This is a genomic window from Roseovarius sp. (assembly GCF_030373445.1).
Taxonomy (GTDB): Bacteria; Pseudomonadota; Alphaproteobacteria; order Rhodobacterales; family Rhodobacteraceae; genus Roseovarius.
The window spans coordinates 188,164-211,390 of sequence record NZ_JAUCYU010000007.1 but is presented as its reverse complement, the minus strand read 5'-3'; the positions used below and the strand labels follow the sequence as shown (position 1 = coordinate 211,390).

Below are 23,227 nucleotides of genomic sequence, written 5' to 3'. Positions count from 1 at the left end.
AGGAGATTGGTATGGACGAAGAGCGCCTAATCGTTGCCCTCGAAGCCCGCATCCGGGATTTCGAGAAGAACATGCTCAAGGCCGAGAAGCGGGGCACGAATTCCTACAATGCCCTGCGCCGCGGGTCGAAGGTCACGACCAACGCGATGGAGCGTGACATGCTCACCTCCACAAACCGGATCAACCAGGCTCTGGCCTCCACATCGACGCGCATCGGATCGTTCGGCAAGGCGTTTGCGGCGACGGCTATCGCTGCCGGCATGGCCGCGATCACGAAAGCTTCCACCGATGCGGTTCGCAGCTTGGCCGAACTCGGCCGACAAGCCGAGCGATCCGGGATGAGCATCACGGCCTTTCAGGAATTGAAATTTGTCGGCGAGCAAAATCGGATCGAGGTGGACGCCCTGATCGACGGGCTGAAGGAGCTGCAACTACGCGCCGATGAATTCATCGTCACCGGCCAGGGACCGGCGGCCGAGGCGTTCCGACGCCTGGGTTACGGCGCCAGCGACCTGAAGCGCCGCCTGGAGGAGCCGGAGGAACTCTTCGCCGATATCATCGGGCGGATGGAGGATCTCGACAGTGCCGCGCAAATCCGCGTGGCCGACGAGGTGTTCGGCGGTACGGCGGGCGAGCGGTTCGTGGAGCTGCTCGACCAGGGCGAACGGGGTATCCGCCAGCTCACGGCGAGAGCTAACGAACTGGGCATCGTGATCGATGAAGAGGCGGTGGAACGCGCCGCCGAGCTGGATCGCAAGTTCGCCGAAGTTCAGGCGCGGGTGGCAACACTCTCGAAGACCGTCGTGGTGAACCTCGCGGGCGCGCTGGAAGAAGCCTTCAGCTTCGACGTCGACGACATATTCGGATCGGCCGAGCGCGCTATCGCGATGATGGGCGAGGCCAATTACCGCGCCCTGAAGGATGCGGCCGCACTGACCGAAGATCAGAAGGCCGGCGTCGAAGACCTCGTGGACACCTACGAAGAGCTGTACCGGGCCATCAACAGGGCCACCGGGCCGGATGGTATCCGTCTGATGGACGTGGCCGATATCGACGAGGCGCACGAGCTGGCCGCGATTCTGCAAGAGATCGATGCGGAAATGCGCGCCTTCCAGAACGGGGCCACGAGCGCCGGCGACTTCGAGGGCGCGGTGGCCGACCTGGTGGAGGAATCCGAAGAACTCGTGCAGGGCCTGAGCGACGTGGATGCCCAGCGTTTCGGCAACGTGATCGGAGCTATTGGCGGGATTGCCGAGGCCCTCCGGACGGCCGCCCAGAACGCCGCGGCGCTTCGCGCAAACCTGCCCGAGGGCGACACCGAAACCGGCGTCGAATACGGCCCTCGCAACGGCCGTCCGAACAACAGGCCGCCGAACCCCTACGCGCCGAAGACCTCGCTGCGCCCGCGGCTGCCGAGTGTGGATGCCAGCTTCGGGGTTCCCGGTGCGACTACCGGCGGCGGCTCGCAGACCCTCGACGATTTCCAGAAGGAGATTCAGGAGACACGTGCGGATATAGCAGCATTGGAGCAGGAGGCCCTAGCCCTGGCGTCCGTGGCCGAGAGCGGGCGCAACGTGGGTGATGCGATGGACTATGCCGCGAAGAAGGCGGAGCTGCTGCACGAAGCCCAATTGGCCGGGATCGAGATCACGCCGGAGTTGGTTGCCCAGATCGAGGCCCTCGCCGCGGAATATGTGGATGCCGCGAATGGCGTTGATGCCATCAGGGACCGGATGCAAGAGGCCGAGGACATGCAGGAGGAATTCCGGGACGCGGCCCAGAGTGCCTTCGCGGACTTCATCACCGGCGCGGCAAGCGCCGAGGAAGCCATCAGTCGACTGATCGCAAGGCTCGCAGACCTTGCGCTGGAAGCGGCTCTCAGCGGCCTCTTTGGTAATCTGTTCGGCTCGTTTGGTGGCAGTCTGTTCGGTGGCGCAAGAGGCGGTGGGGGCGGGGGCATCGCGGCAGCGATCCACCACGAGGGTGGAATTGTCGGTCATGGTGGTCACCGACGCACAGTTTCACCTTCGGTGTTCGCCGGTGCGCCTCGATACCACAATGGAACAATGGGCGCCGGCCTGAGGGCGAACGAGGTTCCTGCCATCCTGGAACGCGGGGAACGAGTCATTCCGAACGGGGCTCAGGGTTCGGGCGACGGCCCTTCCATCGAGTTCCGGGTGGTCAATAACCGGGGCACGGATACTTCGGTGGAGCAGCGCCGAGAGCGTGGCCCGGATGGACGCGAAATCCTGATTGCCGAGGTCAATTCCGCGGTCTCGCGCGGCGAGATGGACAGTTCCTTTGGCAGCCGATACGGCGCAAAATCGAGAAAGGTCGCAAGATGAGCCTAGCATACTGGCCTACATCACTCCCCCAGAAACCACTCACCAGCTACTCCGGCGGGTTCATGGACAACCGGGCATCGTTCCAAGGTGACATAGGCGCGCCGATGGAAAGGCCGCTGACAACGGGCGTGCCGGAGGTGTTCGACGTTTCCTTTCGGGTGCTGACCCGGGAGCAGTACGCGATCTTCAAGGAGTGGTACAAGACGGACCTCAATCATGGGATCAATCGGTTTATCTTCCGCGACCCTCTGACCCAGGAGCCGGTCTGGTTCAAGATACTGAAGGGCAGCCCGCCTTATCAGGCCAATGCGTCGGGCGAGCAGTATGTCAGCCTGTCAGCAAAGATGATGCTGATCCCCGGAAAGCCTTGGTTCGCGGATTATATCCCTGCTGGCGTGTGCCGTGCGCCTTACTTCGTCGCTGACTATGAAGGCGGGGTCTTTGGCATCAACGGCAAGACCGTCGCCGCCTCGGCCCTGCCGTCCATTGCCGGCACCTATTGGGTGCAGCGGACCACCACCACGGCGATCACCGAGGCGCTCGAGGAGCTCGAGGCGACCGACATTCCGGCCAGCGCGCCGGGCACCACCACCAAGATCCTCGGATTTGCGACATGACCGAACGCCTGCGCAAACAGCTCACACGCGCCTTGGAAGCGCACCTTGACGGGGAACCTCTGCGCCTGCCGGAGGGGAGTTCGGTACTCTGGAGCGTCTTCACCAGCCTGTCGCGGACCCGGACCATAGGGCAGGCGGGGCCGAACCCGATACAGCCCTCAGAGATCGAATGCTGGATGCGGCTGATGCGCCTGCCGCTGGAACCCCGCCACGTGGCGATCCTGGTCGAGATGGACCGTATCTGGATGCAGCACACCTATGACAGAGGGCGGGTGCCGGAGGGCGCGAAGGCCCTGCCGCCGCGATCAGATCAGGCGATCACGCCGAAGCTGTTCGATCTGGCGGTGGGGTGAGCGGCTAGTTTCACGGCTATACAGAGTAGCTGTGATACCCTCCATCGCCAAAGTCATAGACCTCTACATTTTTCCCTTGGACCTTAATCTCAAAGAATGATCCGGTTTCATAGTCGTAGCCGTCGATCTTCTGATCGATCAATTTGAACTCCAAATAGCTACCATCTCCGTAGTGATAGACGCTCGAGGGTAGATCACCCTCGATAAAGCAGCCCCGTGAATGATCGTAGGCTTTAACCCTATTGTCGATCAACTCGGCATCAATGCTGACGTATCCACGCTCCGAGTGACTGTATATCGAAGTGACTTTTTGCTGATTTAGTATCGCTGCTCCAATAGCAGCAACTACTGTTCTTGTCTCAGGTTTCATTCTATTTCCTCAGTCTTAAACCTTGCCCGTTGCCATTTTCCTCTATGAACTCAATGCCGGCCTTTTCTAAAACCGAAAGCACGGCGTTGACGTTGTTTGGAAGATTCCCAGGAAAGCCAAGAGCGCCAGTGCTCTCCATTCGCTTCAACGTAGAAACGGAAATATTCGCGGCATCAGCCAAGCTCTTCTGTGACATGCCGGTCAATGCACGAGCGGCGGCAATTACTCTTCCATCGATGTAGTCTATTCGGACCATTTTGAGCCTTTTAGCTTGACTGAGCTACTGATGATACTTATAGCTCAAAAATATCTAAATAGACAATAGTAGACGGAGTATCGGAACATGGACCGAAACGATCTGCACGACGAGTTCATTCGACAGGCCGAATGGCGGCGCGAGAAGGCCGAGGACCATCCGGACGATCAACGCAATATTGAAGCAGCTCAGATGCACACAAACTTGGCCGTATCTGCGTTGGAGGTTCCGCCAGAGGTGATGGAATGCGCAAGAGAGCTATTCGAGGAGGATAGTCTCGAAATCCCGGAGTCGTGGTCTGAAATGATGCGCTCAGTCGGTTTTAGCTATTTCCCGAAATCGGCGGAGGCGTTTGTTCACGACTTCATCAGAGAACACACCGGGGGCTGATCCCTTACCAAAAGTGAAGGCCGGCGGAGAAGCCACTCCAACCGGCCTTACCTGAAACTAACCATGATACGAAAGGTTCAGTCATGGACGTTACCACACGTCGCGGATTTATCAAGTCCGCATCTCTCACCGCTGCAACCGCAGCAATCCCCGCAGCTGCACTGGCCCACCAGGCACCCGTCACCGAAGCGACGATCGAGGTGCCGTCGCACCTGAAAGACCTGATCAACGACCTTCGGGCCAACGCGACACCGTACCTCGGCGCCGCGGACCGCTATTCGGTGGTGAGGAAAGAGCAGTTGGAAGCGCTGTACGAGGCCGTTGGCGAGGTCGAGCCCAAGAACGACGACGAGAAAATTGCTCACTACGCCAAGGAGATCATTTTCCTGCTCAACAAGACAAAGCCCGAGGGGATGAAAGCCTTCGACCAAGCTTTCATCGTCAAAGGCGGGGTTGGCGCCGTGGCCTTACCGCCGGGCTACAAGCCTGGCCAGCCTTATGCCGATTACAGCCACACCGGTGACGGCTGGAAAATGAAAGGCGGTGCAGCATGACCAAGACAATAAGCGACCTGCAGCTTGATGCAGTTTTCCTGGCCGGCCTGATCGGAGGGGGAGAGGTGCTGTTCGAAAAGGCGAGGCATGGTGCGGATGATGACCCGCTGGCCAAGTTGGCGCAAAACGCGATGCCGGCGATCTTTGAAGACATGCGTCTTCGCGCCGAGGCCATCGCAAACGAACTCGAGAAGCTCGAAGATCGCAGAGGTGCATCATGACCAGTATCCGCCCCCTTCTCGTTCGCGCCCCAGAAGCCGCCAGAATGCTCGGTATCAGCCGCAGCACGCTTTACGCGCGTGTGACCAAGGGGAACGCACCGAAGCCGGTGCAATGGGATGGATCGACCGTTTGGCGCGTGTCCGATCTCGAGAGATTTGTGGAGAAGCTGGCGGACTAGGTGGCATCGAGTGGAGGGGTAAGCAGCAACAGGGTTGACACAATATGGATTTCCATATTTATTTCGGTATATGGAAATCCATATTTGGAGAATGTGATGACACCGGAAGTAAAGAAATGGGTGAGGGACTTCCTCGATGACGATCAGTCCTACAAGTATCCTCAGCCAGTTGTCGCTGAGGCGATCAACGAAAAGCAGACATCGTTGAACACTTGGAGAAAAGACGGTGTCCTGTGGGGAGGTGGTTGGGAGAAAAATGGCCGCCTCATGTATACCGGCTCTGGCGTAATCGCGGCTGGGATGATGACGGAATTTGCCTGGCACTTCGGCCCTAAAAAGGCCGCTGAATTGGTTTCAGGCCGCATCAACTGGATCATGGATCTGAAGGAAGACACCGAACTGAGGTTTTTGGACGAAGTCGCTTTTTCAACGAGGACCGGCCTGATTAGGGTGAGGACTTCCGTAGGTGATCACAGCTCAGTTCGAGAATATGACGATACCGATGGGTTTTTGTCTCATAGCACGCTGAGGGAAGTTGCTGAGCGTGATATGAAGCAGGGCAGCATCGTGATTTTTCCGCTTGGCGCGCTGGTTGCGAAATGGGCTCTGCGTACGCTCTCGATCATGGATCGCGGAACAGAAGGGAGCCCGCAGGACTGATGACAGCCCGCCGCGCCATAGTAGGGGATCGCCCGCCTTCGTTCATGTCGAAAGCCACGCTGGCTGCAGAACTCGACATGAGCGAAAGCACGGTCGACTCCTACGTGCAGCGCGGCCTTCTGCCGAAGCCAATTCGAGTGGGTGGCTCGGTGCGATGGAGCTGGGCCGATGTGTCCAGCGCCCTGAGCTCTCAGGCATCCAGCGGAGAAGATCCGTTCATGGCTGGAGTGAGCAATGTCTAAGGTGTCTCTGCCGCGCCATGTCCATCGTGTGCTGTCCCGCGGCCGAGAATACTTCTACTATCAGGAGGGCAGGGGAACGCCCCATGCAGGCGAGCGCATCCGCCTTCCTGACGACCCTCAAACCCCGGAATTCTGGAACGCTGTCAGACAGGCGCAAGGCACATTCGGACCGACGCCAACCGACACGGTGGGCGCTCTCATAGACGCTTTCGAGCTGTCCTGGGCAACTCGCCAGCGCAAGATGAGCAAAGGGACACAGGACCAGTACAGGCGCAACCTCAAGCCTGCACGCAAGGCTTGGGGCGACCTGCCGGCGAGGGAGCTTCGACCGCGTCATGTCGATGCGCTCATTCGCAAGATCGGCGCCGAGAAACCCGGCGCGGCGAACAATGTTCTGGACGCGCTCAAGGCGATGGTGACCTGGGCCAATGGTCCGGTTGAGCTCTTGCAGCACGATCCGACAAAGGGCGTCGAGCGTTTCGCGAAGGGGGAGGGGCACCGGCCCTGGTCGCCCGAGCAACTGGCGTTTGCGGAGCAGACCTTTACGGGCATGCTACGGCGTTTCTACTTCCTGAGCCGCTACACCGGTCAGCGGATAAGCGACGTGGTGCGCCTAAATCCCAACGACGAGGATGAGGGCGGTTTCAGCCTGCCGCAGAAGAAGACCGGCGTGAGACCATGGTGCCCGATTTTTCCTGAGCTCGAGGCAGAGATGGCGACATGGGAGCGCCGCCCCGGTCCGTACCTGTTGCAGGAAGAAGGGAAGAGCACCGGCAAGCCGTTCAGTCCGAATCAAATGTGGAAGGCCTTTGATCGGGAACGCCGGAAACACGCGATCCTGGACGGCGCAGTTCCGCATGGCCTGCGGGCAAACGCGGTCATACGGCTGAGGGGTGCAGGTTACTCCGCGCTGCAGATTTCCGACATGGTGGGAATGTCCGTGGAGATGGTCGAGCACTACTGCCGACATGCTGACAGGAAGGCCAGCGGGCAGGCTGTTTTGAGGGAGCTGCAGGAACGAAACGCAGACGAAATTGTAAAACCGCTGAAAAATGGAAAGCAGAAATGATGGGAATACAGGCGCTTAACACTCGGAAAATAGAGTGCAGGCTTCTGTTGCCAGGTGCCTGCGAACCCCGCCTTACCTTGCTAGAGGCAAGGGCTTCAATTTCGGTCTTGTTACCGCTTACGCGGCAACTGCAACCGGAGCATTATTGTCGTTGGCAATTATGCTTGTTCGGACCGATAACGGTGGTACCTCACCGGGACAAAGCCACTCCTTTACACGTTCGTCGATCCTGTTTCGGCCCCAGATCCCTCCAACGAAAGGTATTTGGTGGAGCCGCCGGGTACCGCCCCCGGGTCCGATCCGCTTATTACGAGCGCGTTTATGCCCATAGTTCCCGAAGGAACATCATGAACATAGGCGGTTGCGCGGCCTTTTGAAAGGGGCGAGATGGCGCGAATCCGAGAAATCCGTCCGGCGCGGATTTCCTTGAACCGAAGGCATTTCACCCCCCGGTTGCAACCGCTTCGTGTCGCGTAACGTACAAAAACCGTCGCCGGCATTTGTAAAATGCCTCGGAATCGGGTTAGCCTTGCCCCCCAAGCGTGGGCATTTTCACGCCGATGCTGAAAAAACGGGCAAAACGAGGCACCTTGGCGCCGCGGCGGACTGCCCGCCGGTTCCCAAGTGTCCAATCAGGAGGGAATTCGTGTTCAACAAGATCATGACGCCGGTCGACCTGGCGCATAAGGGCGATCTTCAGAAAGCGCTGGCCTGCGCGGCCGACCTGGCCAAGCACTACGGCGCGGAAGTCGTCTATGTCGGCGTCACCGCCGCCGCACCGAGTTCGACCGCCCACAACCCCGAGGAATTCGACGCCAAGCTCAAGGCCTTCGCCGAGGCGCAGGGCAGCGAGAACGGCATCAAGGTTTCCTCGAAGACACAGGTCTGCCACGACCCCTCGACGGACGTGGACGACGCGATCATCAAGGCCGCCAAGGACACCGGCGCCGACCTTGTGATCATGGCCAGCCACGTGCCCAGCGTGCTCGACATCATCTGGCCGTCGAACGGCGGCAGCGTGGCCGAGCATGTCGATTGCAGCGTGATGGTGGTGCGGAGCTAGGCTTCGTACGGACGGGACAGGACGGAACAACACACAACAGGGAGCCTTGCATGGCCGATGAATCAGTAGATCAGGGGATACCGGCGCCGGAAGGCTCGGCCGATCTCATTCAGACCGATTACGAGATCGGACAGGACAACATCCAGACGAAGGTGGGGCCGTTCGGCCTCGACATCCACAACCCGGTTTTCGTGATCTCGGGCCTCGTGATCATTGCCTTCGTCGCATTTGCGCTGTTCGCGGCCGACACGGCGAACGCGCTTTTCAACGGCGTGAACCCGGAAGATGTCGAGGGATGCGAAGCCGGGAACTTCTGTGCGCTCGGCCTGCGGAAATACCTGACCCAGACCTTCGACTGGTTCTTCCTCTGGGGCGCCAACATCTTCGTCGTCTTCTGCCTGTTCCTCATCGTCAGCCCGTGGGGCTCGGTCAAGCTGGGCGGAACCGAGGCGACGCCGGACTACGGCTATCCGGGTTGGTTCGCGATGCTGTTCGCGGCCGGCATGGGCATCGGCCTGATGTTCTTCGGCGTGCTGGAACCGGCCTATTACTTCGGCACACCCTGGGGGGATGCCCCGCTTGGCACGGTCCGGCCGTTCGACGACAACGGTGCGCTGATCCAGGAGAACGTGGCAGAGGCCCGGCGGATGGCGCTTGCCGCGACCTCGTTCCACTGGGCGCTTCACCCCTGGGCGATCTACGCCGTGGTGGCACTCGCGCTGGCGCTGTTTTCCTACAACAAGGGTCTGCCGCTTTCGATCCGCTCGGCCTTCTACCCGATTTTCGGCGAACGGGTCTGGGGCTGGACCGGCCATATCATCGATACGCTGGCGGTGTTCGCCACGCTGTTCGGCCTGGCCACCTCGCTCGGGATCGGCGCGCAACAGGCCAATGCCGGCATCAACTACGTCTACGGCGTGCCCAACAACATGACCGTCCAGGTGCTGCTGATCTGCGGGATCACCGCGGTGGCGCTGGTCTCGGTGCTGCGCGGGCTCGACGGTGGCGTGAAAGTGCTGTCGGAGATCAACATGGTCGTCGCCATGGTTCTGCTGCTCTTCGTGCTGTTCACCGCAGGGGCGGTCGGGATCTTCACCGACTTCATCTCGACGCTGGGCGCATACGTGCAGGAGGTCATACCGCTGTCGAACCCGCATGGGCGTGAAGATACCGGCTACATGCAGGGCTGGACGGCGTTCTACTGGGCCTGGTGGATTTCCTGGTCACCGTTCGTGGGCATGTTCATCGCCCGCGTCAGCCGCGGCCGCACCGTGCGGGAGTTCATCACCTGCGTGCTGATCATCCCGTCGCTGGTCTGCATCTTCTGGATGGCGGTCTTCGGCGGCTCGGCGATCAACGACATGATCGCGAACCCCGATGCGTCGGCGGTCAAGGCGAACGTGATCGACAGCTACGCGCCCGAGCTTTCGCTCTTCGCGATGCTTGAAAGCCTTCCGCTGACGGCGATCACCTCGACCATCGGGGTCATCCTCGTGATCGTGTTCTTCGTGACGTCGTCGGACTCGGGCTCGCTGGTGATCGACACGATCACGGCAGGCGGCAAGGTCGACGCGCCGGTGCCCCAGCGGGTGTTCTGGTGCACCTTCGAGGGTCTCGTCGCGATCGCGCTGCTGGTCGGCGGCGGACTGGGGGCGCTGCAGGCGATGGTGATCTCCACCGGCCTGCCGTTCACCATCATCCTGATCGTGCTCTGCATCGGCATCACCAAGGGCCTGATGAGCGAGAAACGCGCCTGACCTGATCACGCGACGTTTTCAGACAAGGAAGCCTCCCGGGTGTTGCAGCCCGGGGGGCTTTGTTGTTTCTTGCCGGTGAGTTGGGCGACATGGGGGGCGACATGCCAACGACACTGGATATCGATTTCGTGCGGGCGCAGTTTCCCGCCTTTACCGAGGAAAGCCTGAAGGGACAGGCGTTTTTCGAGAATGCCGGGGGCTCCTATACCTGCGGGCCGGTGATCGACCGGCTGGAGCGTTATTACCGCCAGCGCAAGGTGCAGCCCTATGCGCCCTACGAGGCCAGCCGCCTTGCGGGCGAGGAAATGGACGAGGCCCGCACCCGGCTGGCCGCGATGCTGGGGGTCGAGACGCAGGAGCTGAGCTTCGGGCCTTCGACCACGCAGAACACCTACGTGCTGGCACAGGCCTTCCGCGAATGGCTGAACGAGGGCGACGCGATCGTGGTGACCGACCAGGATCACGAGGCCAATTCCGGCCCCTGGCGCCGGCTGGCCGATGCGGGGATCGAGGTGCGGGAGTGGCGGATCGACCGGGAAACCGGGCTTTTGCGGCTCGATGACCTCGAGACCCTGCTGGACGACAAGGTGCGGCTGGTCTGTTTCCCGCATTGCTCGAACATCGTGGGCGCCGTGAACCCGGTGGCCGAGATCACCGCGGCCGCCCATGCCTCTGGCGCCTTCGTCTGTGTCGACGGGGTCAGCTACGCGCCGCACGGCTTTCCGAACGTGGGCGAGATGCGCCCGGATATTTACCTCTTCTCTGCCTACAAGACCTTCGGGCCGCACCAGGGGGTGATGGTGATCCGCGAGGAGCTGGGGCGGCTGCTGCCCAACCAGGCGCACTGGTTCAACGCCGACACGCTTTACAAGCGGTTCACGCCGGCGGGGCCGGACCATGCACAGGTGGCCGCGAGCGCGGGGATGGCGGATTACTACGATGCCCTGGCCGGGCATCATGGGCTAGGCGGCGATGCGGCGGCGCGGACCAGCGGGGTGCATGACCTTTTCCGGGCGCATGAAACCGAACTGTTGCAGCCGGTGCTCGACTTCCTGTCGGACCGCAATTCCGTCCGGCTGATCGGCCCGCGCGAGGCCGCGGCGAAGGCGCCGACCGTGGCGGTGGAACTGCCCGGGCCGGGGGCGGAGGCGGCGGCGAAGCTGGCCGAGCATGGCATCATGGCCGGTGGCGGCGATTTCTACGGCTCGCGCCCGTTGCAGGCGATGGGGGTGGACCTGAAGAAGGGCGTGCTGCGGCTGAGCTTCGTGCATTACACCACCAAGGCCGAGATCGACCAGTTGCTGACCGCGCTGGACGACGTGATCTGATCCGCTACGTCGCCTCTTGCGTAAAGAGTACAACGGCAAGAGGCGGGCATGAGCGACACCAGACCGACGATCCTGTGGCTGCGGCGTGACCTGCGGCTGAGCGACCACCCGGCGCTGACCGCGGCGGTGAAGCGGGGCGGGCCGGTCATCCCGATCTTCATCCGCGATGCCAGCATCGACCGGCTGGGCGCCGCGCCGCGCTGGCGGCTGGGCCTGTCGCTGGAGGACCTGGCGCAGCGGCTGAAGGACAAGGGCAGCCGGCTGATCTTTCGCGCCGGGCCCGCAAGGGAGGTTCTGCGGGATCTGGTGAAGGAGACCGGGGCAGTGGCCGTCTACTGGTCAAGGCTTTACGATCCAGAGGCGATCGAGCGGGATTCGGACGTGAAATCGCTGCTCAAGGATGACGGCGTCGAGGCCGAAAGCTTCGAGGGGCATGTGCTGTTCGAGCCGTGGACAGTCGAGACAGGGGAGGGAAGCTACTACAAGGTCTATTCGCCGATGTGGCGCGCGGTGAAGGATCGCGAGGTGCCCGAGGCGCTGCCGACGCCGTCGAAGATACCTGCGCCGGAAAAATGGCCCAAGTCGGATAAGCTGGACGACTGGACGCTTGGCGCCGCGATGAACCGGGGTGCCGCCGTGTGCCTGCCGCACCAGCGCGTGGGCGAGGAGGCGGCACAGGGCCGGCTGGGCTGGTTCGCGGGCCATGCCATCGGCGATTACAAGACGGGCCGCAACATGGTGGCCGAGGAAGGCTGTTCCGGCATGTCGGAGAACCTGACCTATGGCGAGATTTCCCCCCGCCAGTGCTGGCACGCCGGCTGGCGGGCCGTGAAGCAGGGCGCCGAGGGGGCAGAGACATGGGTGAAGGAGCTGGTCTGGCGCGAGTTCGCCTATCACCTCATGTACCACACGCCGCGGATCACCGAACGCAACTGGCGCGAAGGGTGGGATCGCTTCCCGTGGGAGGAGAAGGAAGACCGCAAGAGCGTGCTGCGCTGGAAGCAGGGGCGCACCGGTGTGCCCTTCGTCGATGCCGCCATGCGCGAGATGTACGTGACCGGCAAGATGCACAACCGCGCCCGGATGATCGTGGCGAGCTACCTGACCAAGCACATGATGACCCATTGGGACATCGGCAAGCGCTGGTTCGAGGAGTGCCTGACCGACTGGGACCCGGCGTCGAACGCGCTGGGCTGGCAGTGGACGGCCGGAAGCGGCCCGGATGCGGCACCCTATTTCCGCGTGTTCAACCCCGAGACGCAGGCCGAGAAGTTCGACCGCGACGGCACCTATCGCCGCCGCTGGATCGCCGAGGGGCAATCGCGGCCCACCAAGACGGCGCTATCCTATTTCGACGCCATCCCGCGAAGCTGGAACCTGTCGCCCGACGATGCCTATCCGGAGGAGCCGGTGGTGGGCATGAAAGAGGGCAGAAAGAAGGCGCTGGAGGCCTACGAGGCGCGGGACTTTTGAAAACATTGGCAAAACCCCTTGCTGCCGGCCGCAACAGCGGCCTAGCCTCGGGGTGCAAACTTGGGGGAACCGGATGATCCTGACCGATACGACCGGCCAGAGGGACCTGCCGCGCTATTTCGCGCAGGCCTTCGAGACGGTGCAGAAGATCAACTGCGGGCGGCTCGACTTCGTGCTGCCAGACGGGCGGTGCTTTCGCGTGGAGGGCAGGACGCCCGGGCCCGTGGCGGAACTCGACATCCACAACCCCGACTGTTTCGCGCGGCTCATCCGCGAGGGCGACCTCGGCTTCTGCGATGCTTATCTCGAAGGCTGGTGGAGCACGCCGGACCTGCAGGCGCTGATGGATTTCGTGCACGAGGACAACTGGGACGTCTATGACGGTTTTCCCGGCATGGGGCTGGTGCGGATGTACGAACGGCTGCGCCACTGGCTCAAGCGGAATTCGCGGTCGCAGGCCAAGCGGAACATCAGCCACCATTACGACCTCGGCAACGAGTTCTACCGCCTGTGGCTCGACGACACGATGACTTATTCCAGCGCGCTGTTCCGGACGGGGCAGGAGAGCTTGGAAGCCGCCCAGACGCAGAAATATGCCAGCATGGTGGATCAGCTGGGCGCGAAGCCCGGCGACCATGTGCTTGAGATCGGCTGTGGCTGGGGCGGGTTCGCCGAATATGCCGCGAAGGAGCGGGGGCTCAGGGTGACCGGCCTCACCATCAGCCGGGAGCAGTTCGCTTTCGCGCAGGAGCGGATCGCCCGGGCCGGCCTGCAGGAGCAGGTGACCTTCAAGCTGCAGGATTACCGCGACGAGCGCGGCTCCTATGACGGGATCGCCAGTATCGAGATGTTCGAGGCGGTGGGCGAGCAGTACTGGCCCACCTATTTCGGCACGGTGCGCGACCGGCTGAACCCCGGCGGGCGGGCGACGCTGCAGGTCATCACCGTCGAAGACCACCGCTTCGAGGCCTATCGCAACACGGTCGACTTCATCCAGAAATACATCTTCCCCGGCGGCATGCTTCCCAGCCCCTCGGTACTGCGGGCCGAGGTGGAACGGGCAGGCCTCCAGGTGCTGCGCTCGATCGAGTTCGGGGAAAGCTACAGCCAGACCCTTCGCCGCTGGCACGACACCTTCAACGAGAAGTGGGAGGAGGTCGCGCGCATGGGTTTCGACGACCGCTTCCGCCGGATGTGGAATTTCTACCTGACCTCTTGTGCCGGGGCGTTCCGTGGGGGAAACTGCGACGTGACGCAGATCACCATCGCAAGGCCCGGATAACACATGCGCCCAACAGACCGGATGCCCACCGTCGGCAAGCTGATTTCTGCCTTCGGGCTGGCGGCGCTGGGCTGGCAGGCCACGCAGACCGTCAAGGCGATCTGGCCCATCGAGGAAAGCTTCGGCCATTTCAGCCTGTTCACGGCGCTTCTCGGGCTGCTGGTGGGCTGGTGGGTCATGGGCCGGCGGATCGGGCGGGGCTACATGGCGGCGCTGGGCGCCGGGCTGACCGGTCTGGGCGCCTACCTGTTCTGGGAATTCCTGCTGCTGTCCTTCTACGACATGATCCAGCGCTCGCTCGACCTGCGGTATGACGGGCCCGTCGAGGCGATCCAGGGCATGTTCGAGATCGCCTTCGAGTATGCGCAGAACATCTATTACTGGCCGCTGATCTGGTTCCTCGTGCTGGGCGCGATGGGGATCGGCCTGATCGCCGAGTTTCTTACCCGCAGGTTGCGCTGAGCCCATGCAGGAGGTTTTCGTCACCGGGCCGCTGGCGTGGCCGCCACTGCTGGAGATCGTGGCGGGCAAGCCGCTTGACGGGCGGCCCCGCGCGGCGCGGCTGACCGGTGCGGCGCTCGACGTCGGCGGTGATACCTGTTTTCCGATGCTTGTCCCCGCCGAGGACGGCGCGGCCGATGGCGTGCTGGTCGACCTGCCGGACCGGCTGCTCTTCGACCGGATCGAGTATGTGGCCGCGGTGCTGGGCTGTACGCCGGTGCCCAAGCATATCGAGGTGGACGGCGAGGCGCGGGCCGCCATCGCCTTTCTCGGCGACGGAGAGGCCAAGGCCGGAGCGCCTTGGGACGAGGCCGCCTGGGCCGGGCGCTGGGGGGGCATCGCCCTGGCCGCGGCCGCCGAGATCGCGGGTTATTTCGGCCGCAAGCCGGCGCGGGACGTGGCGGCGCATCTGCAGATGCTGCTCGCCCGCGCCGCCTCGCGCGTGAGCGCGGCAAACGCCCCGCCCGCGACCCTGCGCAGCGGCACGCCGGCGTCGCAGGTCGACGTCACCGGTCGCGAGGCCACCCATGCCGGGTTCTTCCTGACACATACCTACGAGCTTCGGCACCCCGCCTTCGACGGGCATGAAAGCCCGGTCCTGCGGCGCGAGGTGTTCGTAGCGACCGACGCGGCGATCGTGCTGCCCTACGACCCGGTGCGCGACCGGCTTCTGCTGGTCGAACAGTTCCGCATGGGGCCCTTTGGCCGGGGTGACCCGCGTCCCTTCGTGCTGGAGCCGGTGGCGGGCCGCGTCGATGCCGGCGAGACACCCGAAACCACCGCCCACCGCGAGGCGTGGGAGGAGGCGGGGCTTACGCTTCACGGATTGGAGCACATGACCAGCCACTACTGCTCGCCCGGCTGTTCGACCGAGTTCTACCACTGTTATCTCGGCCTGGCCGACCTGCCCGAGATGACTCGGGGCCGGGGTGGGCTGGAGACCGAGAACGAGGATATCCGCACCCATGTGCTGGGTTTCGATCAGGCGATGGCGCTTGTCGAAAGCGGCGAGGCCAATGTCGGCCCGCTGGTGCTGATGCTGCTCTGGCTTCAGCGGGAACGGCCGCGCCTGCGTTCTGCTTCTTGAGTTTCCGGGGCACAGGTTCTAATCCTTTCGGGGCAATGCAAGATGAGGGAGCAGGGCATGCGCGTCGCGAAGGATCTGGCCGAGGCCGTTGGAAACACGCCGCTTATCCGGTTGCGCAAGGCCAGCGAGGACACCGGCTGTGACATTTACGGCAAGGCCGAGTTCCTCAATCCCGGCCAGTCGGTCAAGGACCGGGCGGCGCTCTACATCATTCGCGATGCGGTGAAACGGGGCGCGCTTCTGCCCGGCGGCACCATCGTCGAGGGAACGGCGGGCAATACCGGCATCGGGCTGGCGCTGGTGGGGGCGTCGATGGGGTTCAAGACGGTGATCGTCATCCCCGAGACGCAAAGCCAGGAGAAGAAGGATTTCATCCGCCTGGCCGGGGCCGACCTGGTGCAGGTACCCGCGGCGCCCTACAAGAACCCGAACAACTACGTGCGCTACTCCGGCCGTCTGGCCGAGGAGATGGCGCGGCATTCGAACGAGGGTGCGATCTGGGCCAACCAGTTCGACAACGTCGCCAACCGGCAGGCCCATGTCGAGACGACCGGACCCGAGATATGGGAACAGACCGGCGGCAAGGTCGACGGCTTCGTCTGCGCCGTGGGATCGGGCGGCACGCTGGCCGGCGTCGGCGAGGCGCTCCAGCCCAAGGGCGTGAAGGTGGCGCTGGCCGATCCGATGGGGTCGGGGATGTACACGCTCTACAAGGACGGCGAGGCCAACGCGACCGGCAACTCGATCACCGAGGGGATCGGGCAGGGGCGGATCACCGCCAACCTCGAAGGCTTCACGCCCGACATGCTCTACCAGGTCCCCGACGAGGAGGCGCTTCCGGTGGTGTTCGACCTGCTCGAGCACGAGGGGCTCTGCCTTGGCGGCTCGTCCGGCATCAACGTGGCGGGCGCGATCCGCATGGCCAAGGAGATGGGGCCGGGGCACACCATCGTGACGGTGCTCTGCGATTACGGCAACCGCTACCAGTCGAAACTGTTCAACCCGCAATTCCTGCGCGAGAAGAACCTGCCGGTGCCCGGGTGGCTTGACGGCTCGCCGCGCAGCATTCCCGGGGTCTTCGTCGAGTGACGGGGCTTCTGCGGGCGCTTTGCCTTCTCCTGGCGCTGCTGGTGGGCGGTGCCGGGGCGGGGCTTGTCATCGTCCCGCAGGCCGTGGCCCAGGCGGCCGGGCAGGCGGTCGACTACGAGGCATGGGAGCGCACCGCGGACCGGGCGGAGGAGGCGGTCGAGAACAACCGGGCCTCGACCCCCGCGCTGGAGGCGCTGCGCGAGGATCTCGCGGAATGGCGCGACCGTTTCCTGGCCGCGCAATCCGAGAATGCCAGCACCATCGCGACGGTGCGCCAACAGCTCGCCGCGCTCGGCGACGCACCGGAAGACGGCACGGAGTCGGAAGATATCGCGGCCCAGAGGCAGGCACTGACTGCCCGTCTGGCCGAGTTGCAGGCACCGGTGAAACGGGCCGAGCTGGCCTATAGCCGCGCCGACGGGCTCATTCGCGGCGTCGACCGGATCATCCGTGACAGGCAGGCCGAGGAACTGCTGGAATTCGGGCCCTCGCCGCTGAACCCGGTCCATTGGCTGCCGGCCTTGCAGGCGGTCGGCACCACCGCCACGCAACTGGTCGGCGAGGTGCGGAACGGGTGGAACAACCCGGTCCGGCAGGATGAAACCCGCGACAACCTGCCGGCTGTCCTTGTTTTTCTCGTACTGGGGATCGTGCTGGTGGTGCGCGGGCGGAGATGGTCGCGCGGCCTGACGGCGTGGGTGCTGGGCGATCATCCGGGCGCGGGGCGCTGGCTTGCAGGGTTCGCGCTGTCGCTGGGCAGCCTGATCCTCCCCTTCATCGGCGTCGCGCTGCTGATCGAGGCGGTCAGCAAGACCGGCCTCCTGGGCCTGCGGGCCGAGCAATTCGTCGAGGCACTGCTGCCCTCGGCCTTCGTCTTCCTTATGGCGCGCTGGCTGGCCACGCGAATCTTCCCTGCCAAGGAGGCACGGACCCTGCCGCTGGTGCTGGACGACGCGCAGCGCTTCAGCGGGCGCTGGACCGGGGCGGCGCTCGGCCTTGTCGTGGCGGCCTATGCGCTGGTGCGGAACACCGCCGAGCTGTCACGCTGGAGCGAGGCCACGACCAACACGCTGCTCTTCCCGCTGCTGGTGCTGACCGGGCTGCTGGTGCTGCGGCTGGCGCGGCTGCTGCGGGCCCATACGCGCAACCAGGTCGAACTGGAAGGCAGCGAGAACTACCGCACGCGGCTGACCCGGTTCCTCGTGCTGGCGCTCAACCTGCTGTCGCTGATCTCGCCGGTTCTCGCGTCGGTGGGGTATTTCACGCTGGCGCATTTCCTGATGTTCCCGTCGCTGGCCTCGCTCGAGCTTCTGGCGATCCTGCTGATCCTGCAAAGGCTGGTGACCGAGGTCTACGTGCTGGTGACCGGCAACCGGGACGGCGCAGCGGAATCGCTGATCCCGATCCTGATCGGTTTCGTGCTGGTGCTGATGTCGATCCCGTTCTTCGCGCTGGCCTGGGGCGCGCGGGTGGCGGACCTCAAGGAAATCTATTCCCGGCTCCTGCAGGGGTTCGACATCGGCGGCACGCAGATTTCGCCGGCGATCTTCCTCACGCTCGTGATCGTCTTCGTGATCGGCTACATGGCGACCCGGCTGCTGCAGGGGACGCTCAAGAACACCGTGCTGCCCAAGACGAAGCTCGACCAGGGCGGTCAGAACGCCATCGTCTCGGGCATCGGCTACGTTGGGATCTTCCTGGCCGCGATCATCGCCATCACCAGCGCCGGTATCGACCTGACCGCGCTTGGCTATGTCGCGGGCGCACTGTCGGTCGGCATCGGTTTCGGCCTGCAGAACGTGGTGTCCAACTTCGTGTCGGGCATCATCCTGCTGATCGAGCGGCCGATCTCCGAGGGCGACTGGATCGAGGTGGGCGGCACGCACGGCGTGGTGCGCGACATCTCGGTGCGCTCGACGGTGATCGAGACCTTCGACCGCTCCGACGTGATCGTGCCCAATTCGGACCTGATCAGCGGCACCGTCACCAACTATACCCGCGGCAACACCGTGGGCCGGGTGATCGTGCCGGTGGGCGTGGCCTATGGCACCGACACGCGCAAGGTCGAGGGCATCCTGAAGGAGGTGGCCGAGGCGCACCCGATGGTGCTGATGTCGACCCCGCCCTTCATCGTCTTCAGGGGCTTCGGGGCGGATTCGCTCGATTTCGAGATCCGCGCCATCCTGCGTGACGTGAACTGGGTGCTGGCCGTGCATTCCGACATGAACCACGAGATCGCCCGGCGCTTCACCGAGGAGGGGATCGAGATCCCCTTCGCCCAGCGCGACGTCTGGCTGCGCAACCCCGAGGTGCTGCGCGGCGAATCCCCGCCCGAATCCGAACCCGGCGCGCCAAGCACGACCGGCGATGTCGAGGATGCGCGCGCACACCTGACCGGTAAGGATATCGAGGACGCCCGCACCGGCGAGACCGACGGCGAGGCTGACGGGTCCGACGGGGACGCGGACGCGCGATGACTGAACCTCTCTTCCTCAAGGATGCCTACCGGACCGAGGCGGAGGCCACCGTGACCGGCCACACGCCCGAAGGCGGGATCGTGCTCGACGCCTCGGTCTTCTATGCCACCGGGGGCGGACAGCCGGGGGACGGCGGCCGCATTTCGTGGGAGGGCGGCCATGCTCATATCGCGACCGCGGTGAAGGCCGGGGACGGCGACATCGCGCTCGTGCCCGCCGAGGAGGTCACGCTGCCGCCGGTGGGCGCGCGGGTCGAACAGGTGCTCGACTGGGACCGGCGCCATGCGCATATGCGCATGCACACCGCGCTGCACCTGCTGTCGGTCGTCATACCGCGCCCGGTGACGGGCGGATCGATTACCGAGGTCAAGGGCCGGCTCGATTTCGACATGCCCGACGCACCCGGGGACAAGGCGGAGCTGGAAGAGGCGTTGAACACGCTGATCGCCCGCGACCTGGCGGTAAGCCAGGACTGGATCACCGAGGCGGAGCTCGACGCACGGCCTGAACTGGTCAAGACCATGTCGGTTCAACCGCCGCGCGGGGCCGGGCAGATCCGCCTCGTCCGTATCGGCGAGGGCGCCGACCAGGTCGACCTGCAACCCTGCGGCGGCACCCATGTCGCCCGGACGGGTGAGATCGGCCGGGTGCGCCTTGGCAAGATCGAGAAGAAGGGCCGCCAGAACCGCCGGGTGAGCCTGCACCTGCAAGACTGACGCCCGGGCGCGCCAACCCCAAGAATTCCCTTGAACTGCCTGCGCCCCCGCGGCTAAAGAGAGCCGCACGGAGAGGTGGCCGAGTGGTCGAAGGCGCACGCCTGGAACGCGTGTAGGCGGGAAACCGTCTCCAGGGTTCGAATCCCTGTCTCTCCGCCACTTGCACCGGAAAGTATCGACCAGATGGACCAGAGGCCGGTCATGCGGCCCGTCGCCGCTCGACTTCAAAAAGCCTTTGGTGTTGCTCTCAAGCAGGCGTAAAGATGTCGAGGGAAAAATCTGCTTGACGCCGTGCAACTGGAATGGGTGATCACTCGACCTCTGGGGTGCAACTATCGATCGGTACTATTCGGTTTTCCGACTTCGAAATGATGCCAAATGAACGCCGATTGGCTCGGAACGGGATTGATCTTCGCATAGGTGCCCGAGCGTTCGATATCCTGTTCGTACTGCTCCAGCATCACGGTCAGATCGTCTCGACCGCCGAATTGATGGATCGAGTCTGGCCCGCCGTCCACGTTGGCGACGCCAGCTTGAGAGTCCATATTGCGGAGCTTCGGAAGGTTCTGGGCGATAGAAAACCTGGGAACTCGCTCGTCAAGAACGTCGCCGGTAGGGGTTACGTCCTTACTTGTGCTGTCCACCTGTCAAGGCAACGCAAGATGGACGTATCCCGCAGCCGAGGCAGCGGAAGTGGAGCGGTGGTCTTCGGGCGAGACGTCGTACTTCGGGAGCTCACGGAAATGCTGGCCCCCGGCCGGCTTGTAAGCATTGTCGCAACGGGCGGAATGGGGAAGACGACCGTTGCGCGGGAGCTTGCCTCCATTGTCGAGGACGACTGGACCAGCGAAACGGTCTGGATCGACTTGACGGCCGCGGCGGACTTTAAAGGCACCGTAGCGCAGATCTCGGCGGCGCTCGGGCGGACCCTTGCCACTTCCGATCCGGTCGCGGAGATCGCGACATGGCTTGGCGGAAAGGATGCCGTTCTCATTCTCGACTGCTGCGAACCGGTCGTGGAGTCAGTGCGCAACATCGTTGACCGACTCCTTGAGGCGGTTCCGACGATCGCGATACTCACCACAAGCCGCGAAGTCATTGGCGCTCGCGGGGAGCAGATCTTCGAACTTCCTCCGCTGGATATGGGCGCCTCTTCAAAACGCATCACGCTCGAAACCGCCCTAGATTTTCCCGCCATTGAACTCTTCGTCAACAGAGGTGCCGAGGTCAGCGATCTTGTCCTGACGGAGACCAACGTTGCGACCGTATCGAGGATCTGTGCCAAGCTGGACGGCATCCCGCTCGCCATCGAACTGGCGGCCGCGCAGACCAGTGTTCTGGGGCTTTCGGACCTGGAAATGGCTCTGTCGGCGCATCTGCCTCTGGCGCCGGACCCCAATCGCAGGGCCACCCCGCGTCATGCCACGCTTCACGACATGCTGGCGTGGAGCTACGACCGATTGTCCAATCGGGAGAAAGCTATGATTGAGCGGCTTTCCGTCTTCGAAGGAGCTGCATCGCTCGACGCCATCCTGAACGTGACGCGTCACACGGACTTGCCCGAGTCCGAAATCATCGTCCTGCTGGCCGCGCTGCACCGCAAATCCCTGCTGAAGATCGAACGTGCCGATGAACGCAACGGGTTTCGTCTGCTCGACACGACGCGGGCCTTCGCCCGCGAGCGGCTTTCCGAAAGCGGGATGAAACCGGAGTTCCAGGGACGCCTTGTGCGGTACATGTGCGACCGGGCGGCCAGTTCGCGCATCGAGGGCGAGGCTCCCGCAGCGGTCTCCTGGTTCGGGCCGGTTGCGCCCAATCTGCCCAACCTGCGCAGCGCGCTGCGGTGGGCGTTCGGGGACGATGCCGAGGTCTCGCATGCGGTCGCTCTCGCAACGGCGTCGGTTCCACTTTTCATGCAGCTTTCGCTTCTGGCCGAAAGCGAGTTCTGGGCCTCTGCCGGGCTTGCACGGATCGAGGGCAAGGAAAGTACCTACTATGCCGAACGCACGAAGCTTCTCGCCTATCGCGGCGCGGCCATGCTCGGGACGTGCGGCCCGGTCGAGGCGTCTCGGCGCGCCATGGAGGAGGCACATGAGGCCGCGCAGAATCTCGGCGAGGCCGCCTTCATCCGGCTGGCGCGCTCCGCCTTGTTCTGGCTCTATGTCTATCGCGGTGAACCGGTCGAAGCCGTCTCGATCGCACGGCAACTGGAAACCACCGGCATCGATGCCGCGGACCCGAGTGGCGATCTGATCGCCGCCAATTGCATTGCATCCGCCAGCACTTTCATCGGCGATCAGGCCCAGTCGTCGCGTCTGCTGCGCGATGTGGAACGCCGTCAACCGCTGGTCGATACCGGGCGATACATGCGAATTGGCAGCGATCCAGGCATATTCTCGCGCGTCTTCGCAATAAAGACCCTGTGGATGCTCGGGCTTCCCGACCAGGCCGGGAAACTGTTCGACGAGATCGAGCCCGCCCTGAAGACGCCTGAGCATGGGCTCTATCACTGCTATTGCCTGAACGAGGTGATGATACCCATGCTGTGTCAGCGCCGGCAGTGGGATCGCGCATTTGCGGTGGCTGCGGAGCTTGTCGAGGCATCGGGACGGCAGGCCATGGCCATCCGGCGCAGTTCGGCTGAATGCGCGACGATGGCGATCGAAATCCTGAAGGGTGACGGACGCATCGGCGCTTTCGAGGCATCTCTTCGCCAACTCAGGGCGGCCCGGTTTCTGTCGCTGATGTCCTGGTACGACTGGGTGCTGGCCATGGGCCTCGCCCGATCTGACAGAGAGGACGAGGCGCTCGCCGTCCTTGACCTTGCAATCGGCAGGGCACGGCAATCCGGCGATGCATGGTGGCTGCCCGAACTGTTGCGCTGCAAGGGCGAGACGATGGCCCAGAAGATTCCCAGGTCTTCCGAGGCGCTGTCGCTCCTGCAGGACGCGCGGTCTCTGGCAAGCAGCCAGTCCTCCCTGATCCTTGAACTCCGCGCCGCGGCCGCATGCCTTGCCCTCGACATTACGCAGGCGGAGGCGGCCGACTGGCTGAAAAGAACCCTTGGCCGCCTGACCGAGGGTCTTGACGATCCGGATATCGAGGAGGCGCGGGTTCTGCTCAAATCACGCGCGCGGACCGTTTGAAACCCTCCGACAATCCAGCTTCCGGAGGCGTGCGCCCGGCAACCGCATCGGC

Annotated in this window: 23 protein-coding genes, 1 tRNA gene, 1 other RNA gene and 1 pseudogene; 23 read left to right on the top strand and 3 right to left on the bottom strand. The window is 63.6% G+C overall.

Annotated elements, in window-relative coordinates; all coding sequences use genetic code 11:
- The first annotated feature begins 11 nt into the window (after window positions 1–11).
- From QUV18_RS14485 to QUV18_RS14475, 3 genes are read left to right on the top strand one after another with little or no spacing between them, the layout of a single operon-like run.
- Entirely contained in the window at window positions 12–2,345 is a 2,334-nt protein-coding gene (locus tag QUV18_RS14485; protein ID WP_300894704.1) for a hypothetical protein, read from the top strand.
- Entirely contained in the window at window positions 2,342–2,962 is a 621-nt protein-coding gene (locus QUV18_RS14480; RefSeq protein ID WP_300894703.1) for a hypothetical protein, read from the top strand. The genes QUV18_RS14485 and QUV18_RS14480 overlap by 4 nt, the downstream gene beginning before the upstream one ends.
- Window positions 2,959–3,315 carry a hypothetical protein gene (locus tag QUV18_RS14475; RefSeq protein ID WP_300894701.1) on the top strand — a complete coding sequence of 119 codons (357 nt, stop codon included), beginning with the start codon at window positions 2,959–2,961 and terminating at the stop codon, window positions 3,313–3,315. The genes QUV18_RS14480 and QUV18_RS14475 overlap by 4 nt, the downstream gene beginning before the upstream one ends.
- Window positions 3,316–3,331: 16 nt before the next feature.
- Here the strand turns inward: QUV18_RS14475 and QUV18_RS14470 are convergent, their stop codons facing one another.
- Both QUV18_RS14470 and QUV18_RS14465 read right to left on the bottom strand, forming a co-directional pair.
- Window positions 3,332–3,685, bottom strand: coding sequence for a hypothetical protein (locus tag QUV18_RS14470; RefSeq protein WP_300894700.1), 354 nt, complete (start codon window positions 3,683–3,685; stop codon window positions 3,332–3,334).
- 1 nt (window position 3,686) lies between these two features.
- Window positions 3,687–3,941, bottom strand: a complete 255-nt coding sequence (locus QUV18_RS14465) for a helix-turn-helix domain-containing protein (protein WP_300894699.1) — start codon at window positions 3,939–3,941, stop codon at window positions 3,687–3,689.
- An 87-nt stretch (window positions 3,942–4,028) separates the two neighbouring features.
- On the opposite strand from QUV18_RS14465, the gene QUV18_RS14460 reads away from it, so the two are divergent.
- The 7 genes from QUV18_RS14460 (at window position 4,029) to QUV18_RS14435 (ending at window position 7,256) form a co-directional block, all read left to right on the top strand.
- Window positions 4,029–4,331, top strand: coding sequence for a hypothetical protein (locus QUV18_RS14460; protein ID WP_300894698.1), 303 nt, complete (start codon window positions 4,029–4,031; stop codon window positions 4,329–4,331).
- An 83-nt stretch (window positions 4,332–4,414) separates the two neighbouring features.
- Window positions 4,415–4,885: a twin-arginine translocation signal domain-containing protein gene (locus QUV18_RS14455; RefSeq protein WP_300894696.1), complete on the top strand. Its 471-nt coding sequence runs from the start codon at window positions 4,415–4,417 to the stop codon at window positions 4,883–4,885.
- Window positions 4,882–5,106 carry a hypothetical protein gene (locus tag QUV18_RS14450; RefSeq protein WP_300894695.1) on the top strand — a complete coding sequence of 75 codons (225 nt, stop codon included), beginning with the start codon at window positions 4,882–4,884 and terminating at the stop codon, window positions 5,104–5,106. Before QUV18_RS14455 ends, QUV18_RS14450 begins: the two co-directional genes overlap by 4 nt.
- Window positions 5,103–5,285, top strand: a complete 183-nt coding sequence (locus tag QUV18_RS23590; protein WP_366914662.1) for a helix-turn-helix domain-containing protein — start codon at window positions 5,103–5,105, stop codon at window positions 5,283–5,285. The genes QUV18_RS14450 and QUV18_RS23590 overlap by 4 nt, the downstream gene beginning before the upstream one ends.
- A 96-nt stretch (window positions 5,286–5,381) precedes the next feature.
- On the top strand, window positions 5,382–5,945 hold the full coding sequence (locus tag QUV18_RS14445; RefSeq protein WP_300894694.1) for a hypothetical protein: 564 nt from the start codon (window positions 5,382–5,384) through the stop codon (window positions 5,943–5,945).
- Window positions 5,946–5,989: 44 nt separating this feature from the next.
- Window positions 5,990–6,187, top strand: a complete 198-nt coding sequence (locus tag QUV18_RS14440; protein WP_300894693.1) for a transcriptional regulator — start codon at window positions 5,990–5,992, stop codon at window positions 6,185–6,187.
- Window positions 6,180–7,256, top strand: a complete 1,077-nt coding sequence (locus QUV18_RS14435) for an integrase (RefSeq protein WP_300894691.1) — start codon at window positions 6,180–6,182, stop codon at window positions 7,254–7,256. The genes QUV18_RS14440 and QUV18_RS14435 overlap by 8 nt, the downstream gene beginning before the upstream one ends.
- 33 nt (window positions 7,257–7,289) lie before the next feature.
- On the opposite strand, the gene ssrA is transcribed toward QUV18_RS14435, so the two are convergent.
- Window positions 7,290–7,639, bottom strand: a transfer-messenger RNA (tmRNA) gene (gene ssrA, locus QUV18_RS14430).
- A gap of 263 nt (window positions 7,640–7,902) precedes the next feature.
- On the opposite strand from ssrA, the gene QUV18_RS14425 reads away from it, so the two are divergent.
- The 13 genes and pseudogenes from QUV18_RS14425 (at window position 7,903) to QUV18_RS14365 (ending at window position 23,175) form a co-directional block, all read left to right on the top strand.
- Window positions 7,903–8,319, top strand: a complete 417-nt coding sequence (locus tag QUV18_RS14425) for a universal stress protein (RefSeq protein WP_300894690.1) — start codon at window positions 7,903–7,905, stop codon at window positions 8,317–8,319.
- A 50-nt stretch (window positions 8,320–8,369) separates the two neighbouring features.
- Window positions 8,370–10,076 carry a BCCT family transporter gene (locus tag QUV18_RS14420; protein WP_300894689.1) on the top strand — a complete coding sequence of 569 codons (1,707 nt, stop codon included), beginning with the start codon at window positions 8,370–8,372 and terminating at the stop codon, window positions 10,074–10,076.
- A 101-nt stretch (window positions 10,077–10,177) separates the two neighbouring features.
- Complete coding sequence (locus tag QUV18_RS14415) at window positions 10,178–11,404, top strand: aminotransferase class V-fold PLP-dependent enzyme (RefSeq protein WP_300894688.1); 1,227 nt, start codon at window positions 10,178–10,180, stop codon at window positions 11,402–11,404.
- A gap of 48 nt (window positions 11,405–11,452) precedes the next feature.
- Complete coding sequence (locus QUV18_RS14410; protein WP_300894687.1) at window positions 11,453–12,877, top strand: deoxyribodipyrimidine photo-lyase; 1,425 nt, start codon at window positions 11,453–11,455, stop codon at window positions 12,875–12,877.
- Window positions 12,878–12,950: 73 nt separating this feature from the next.
- Window positions 12,951–14,159 carry a cyclopropane-fatty-acyl-phospholipid synthase family protein gene (locus tag QUV18_RS14405; protein ID WP_300894686.1) on the top strand — a complete coding sequence of 403 codons (1,209 nt, stop codon included), beginning with the start codon at window positions 12,951–12,953 and terminating at the stop codon, window positions 14,157–14,159.
- Window positions 14,160–14,162: 3 nt separating this feature from the next.
- The gene (locus QUV18_RS14400; RefSeq protein WP_300894685.1) at window positions 14,163–14,621 is read left to right on the top strand and encodes a TrgA family protein; all 459 of its coding nucleotides are present in this window, start codon (window positions 14,163–14,165) and stop codon (window positions 14,619–14,621) included.
- Window positions 14,622–14,625: 4 nt separating this feature from the next.
- Window positions 14,626–15,747: an NUDIX domain-containing protein gene (locus tag QUV18_RS14395; protein WP_300894684.1), complete on the top strand. Its 1,122-nt coding sequence runs from the start codon at window positions 14,626–14,628 to the stop codon at window positions 15,745–15,747.
- Window positions 15,748–15,804: 57 nt separating this feature from the next.
- The gene (locus QUV18_RS14390; protein WP_300894683.1) at window positions 15,805–16,836 is read left to right on the top strand and encodes a cysteine synthase A; all 1,032 of its coding nucleotides are present in this window, start codon (window positions 15,805–15,807) and stop codon (window positions 16,834–16,836) included.
- Window positions 16,833–19,313, top strand: a complete 2,481-nt coding sequence (locus QUV18_RS14385) for a DUF3772 domain-containing protein (protein ID WP_300894681.1) — start codon at window positions 16,833–16,835, stop codon at window positions 19,311–19,313. The genes QUV18_RS14390 and QUV18_RS14385 overlap by 4 nt, the downstream gene beginning before the upstream one ends.
- Window positions 19,310–20,029, top strand: coding sequence for an alanyl-tRNA editing protein (locus QUV18_RS14380; RefSeq protein ID WP_300894679.1), 720 nt, complete (start codon window positions 19,310–19,312; stop codon window positions 20,027–20,029). Before QUV18_RS14385 ends, QUV18_RS14380 begins: the two co-directional genes overlap by 4 nt.
- 69 nt (window positions 20,030–20,098) lie before the next feature.
- Window positions 20,099–20,188 (top strand) — tRNA-Ser (locus QUV18_RS14375).
- A gap of 143 nt (window positions 20,189–20,331) precedes the next feature.
- A pseudogene (locus QUV18_RS23585) lies at window positions 20,332–20,598 on the top strand (winged helix-turn-helix domain-containing protein); the annotation flags it as partial.
- A 219-nt stretch (window positions 20,599–20,817) separates the two neighbouring features.
- Window positions 20,818–23,175 carry a hypothetical protein gene (locus QUV18_RS14365; protein ID WP_300894677.1) on the top strand — a complete coding sequence of 786 codons (2,358 nt, stop codon included), beginning with the start codon at window positions 20,818–20,820 and terminating at the stop codon, window positions 23,173–23,175.
- The last annotated feature ends 52 nt before the right edge of the window (window positions 23,176–23,227 follow it).

Bases quoted from the DNA above. Each gene is read 5' to 3' on its own strand.
- QUV18_RS14485 (WP_300894704.1), top strand. From the start codon at position 12: ATGGACGAAGAGCGCCTAATCGTTGCCCTCGAAGCCCGCATCCGGGAT.
- QUV18_RS14480 (WP_300894703.1), top strand. From the start codon at position 2,342: ATGAGCCTAGCATACTGGCCTACATCACTCCCCCAGAAACCACTCACC.
- QUV18_RS14475 (WP_300894701.1), top strand. From the start codon at position 2,959: ATGACCGAACGCCTGCGCAAACAGCTCACACGCGCCTTGGAAGCGCAC.
- QUV18_RS14470 (WP_300894700.1), bottom strand. From the start codon at position 3,685: ATGAAACCTGAGACAAGAACAGTAGTTGCTGCTATTGGAGCAGCGATA.
- QUV18_RS14465 (WP_300894699.1), bottom strand. From the start codon at position 3,941: ATGGTCCGAATAGACTACATCGATGGAAGAGTAATTGCCGCCGCTCGT.
- QUV18_RS14460 (WP_300894698.1), top strand. From the start codon at position 4,029: ATGGACCGAAACGATCTGCACGACGAGTTCATTCGACAGGCCGAATGG.
- QUV18_RS14455 (WP_300894696.1), top strand. From the start codon at position 4,415: ATGGACGTTACCACACGTCGCGGATTTATCAAGTCCGCATCTCTCACC.
- QUV18_RS14450 (WP_300894695.1), top strand. From the start codon at position 4,882: ATGACCAAGACAATAAGCGACCTGCAGCTTGATGCAGTTTTCCTGGCC.
- QUV18_RS23590 (WP_366914662.1), top strand. From the start codon at position 5,103: ATGACCAGTATCCGCCCCCTTCTCGTTCGCGCCCCAGAAGCCGCCAGA.
- QUV18_RS14445 (WP_300894694.1), top strand. From the start codon at position 5,382: ATGACACCGGAAGTAAAGAAATGGGTGAGGGACTTCCTCGATGACGAT.
- QUV18_RS14440 (WP_300894693.1), top strand. From the start codon at position 5,990: ATGTCGAAAGCCACGCTGGCTGCAGAACTCGACATGAGCGAAAGCACG.
- QUV18_RS14435 (WP_300894691.1), top strand. From the start codon at position 6,180: ATGTCTAAGGTGTCTCTGCCGCGCCATGTCCATCGTGTGCTGTCCCGC.
- QUV18_RS14420 (WP_300894689.1), top strand. From the start codon at position 8,370: ATGGCCGATGAATCAGTAGATCAGGGGATACCGGCGCCGGAAGGCTCG.
- QUV18_RS14415 (WP_300894688.1), top strand. From the start codon at position 10,178: ATGCCAACGACACTGGATATCGATTTCGTGCGGGCGCAGTTTCCCGCC.
- QUV18_RS14410 (WP_300894687.1), top strand. From the start codon at position 11,453: ATGAGCGACACCAGACCGACGATCCTGTGGCTGCGGCGTGACCTGCGG.
- QUV18_RS14405 (WP_300894686.1), top strand. From the start codon at position 12,951: ATGATCCTGACCGATACGACCGGCCAGAGGGACCTGCCGCGCTATTTC.
- QUV18_RS14400 (WP_300894685.1), top strand. From the start codon at position 14,163: ATGCGCCCAACAGACCGGATGCCCACCGTCGGCAAGCTGATTTCTGCC.
- QUV18_RS14395 (WP_300894684.1), top strand. From the start codon at position 14,626: ATGCAGGAGGTTTTCGTCACCGGGCCGCTGGCGTGGCCGCCACTGCTG.
- QUV18_RS14390 (WP_300894683.1), top strand. From the start codon at position 15,805: ATGCGCGTCGCGAAGGATCTGGCCGAGGCCGTTGGAAACACGCCGCTT.
- QUV18_RS14380 (WP_300894679.1), top strand. From the start codon at position 19,310: ATGACTGAACCTCTCTTCCTCAAGGATGCCTACCGGACCGAGGCGGAG.
- QUV18_RS14365 (WP_300894677.1), top strand. From the start codon at position 20,818: ATGGGGAAGACGACCGTTGCGCGGGAGCTTGCCTCCATTGTCGAGGAC.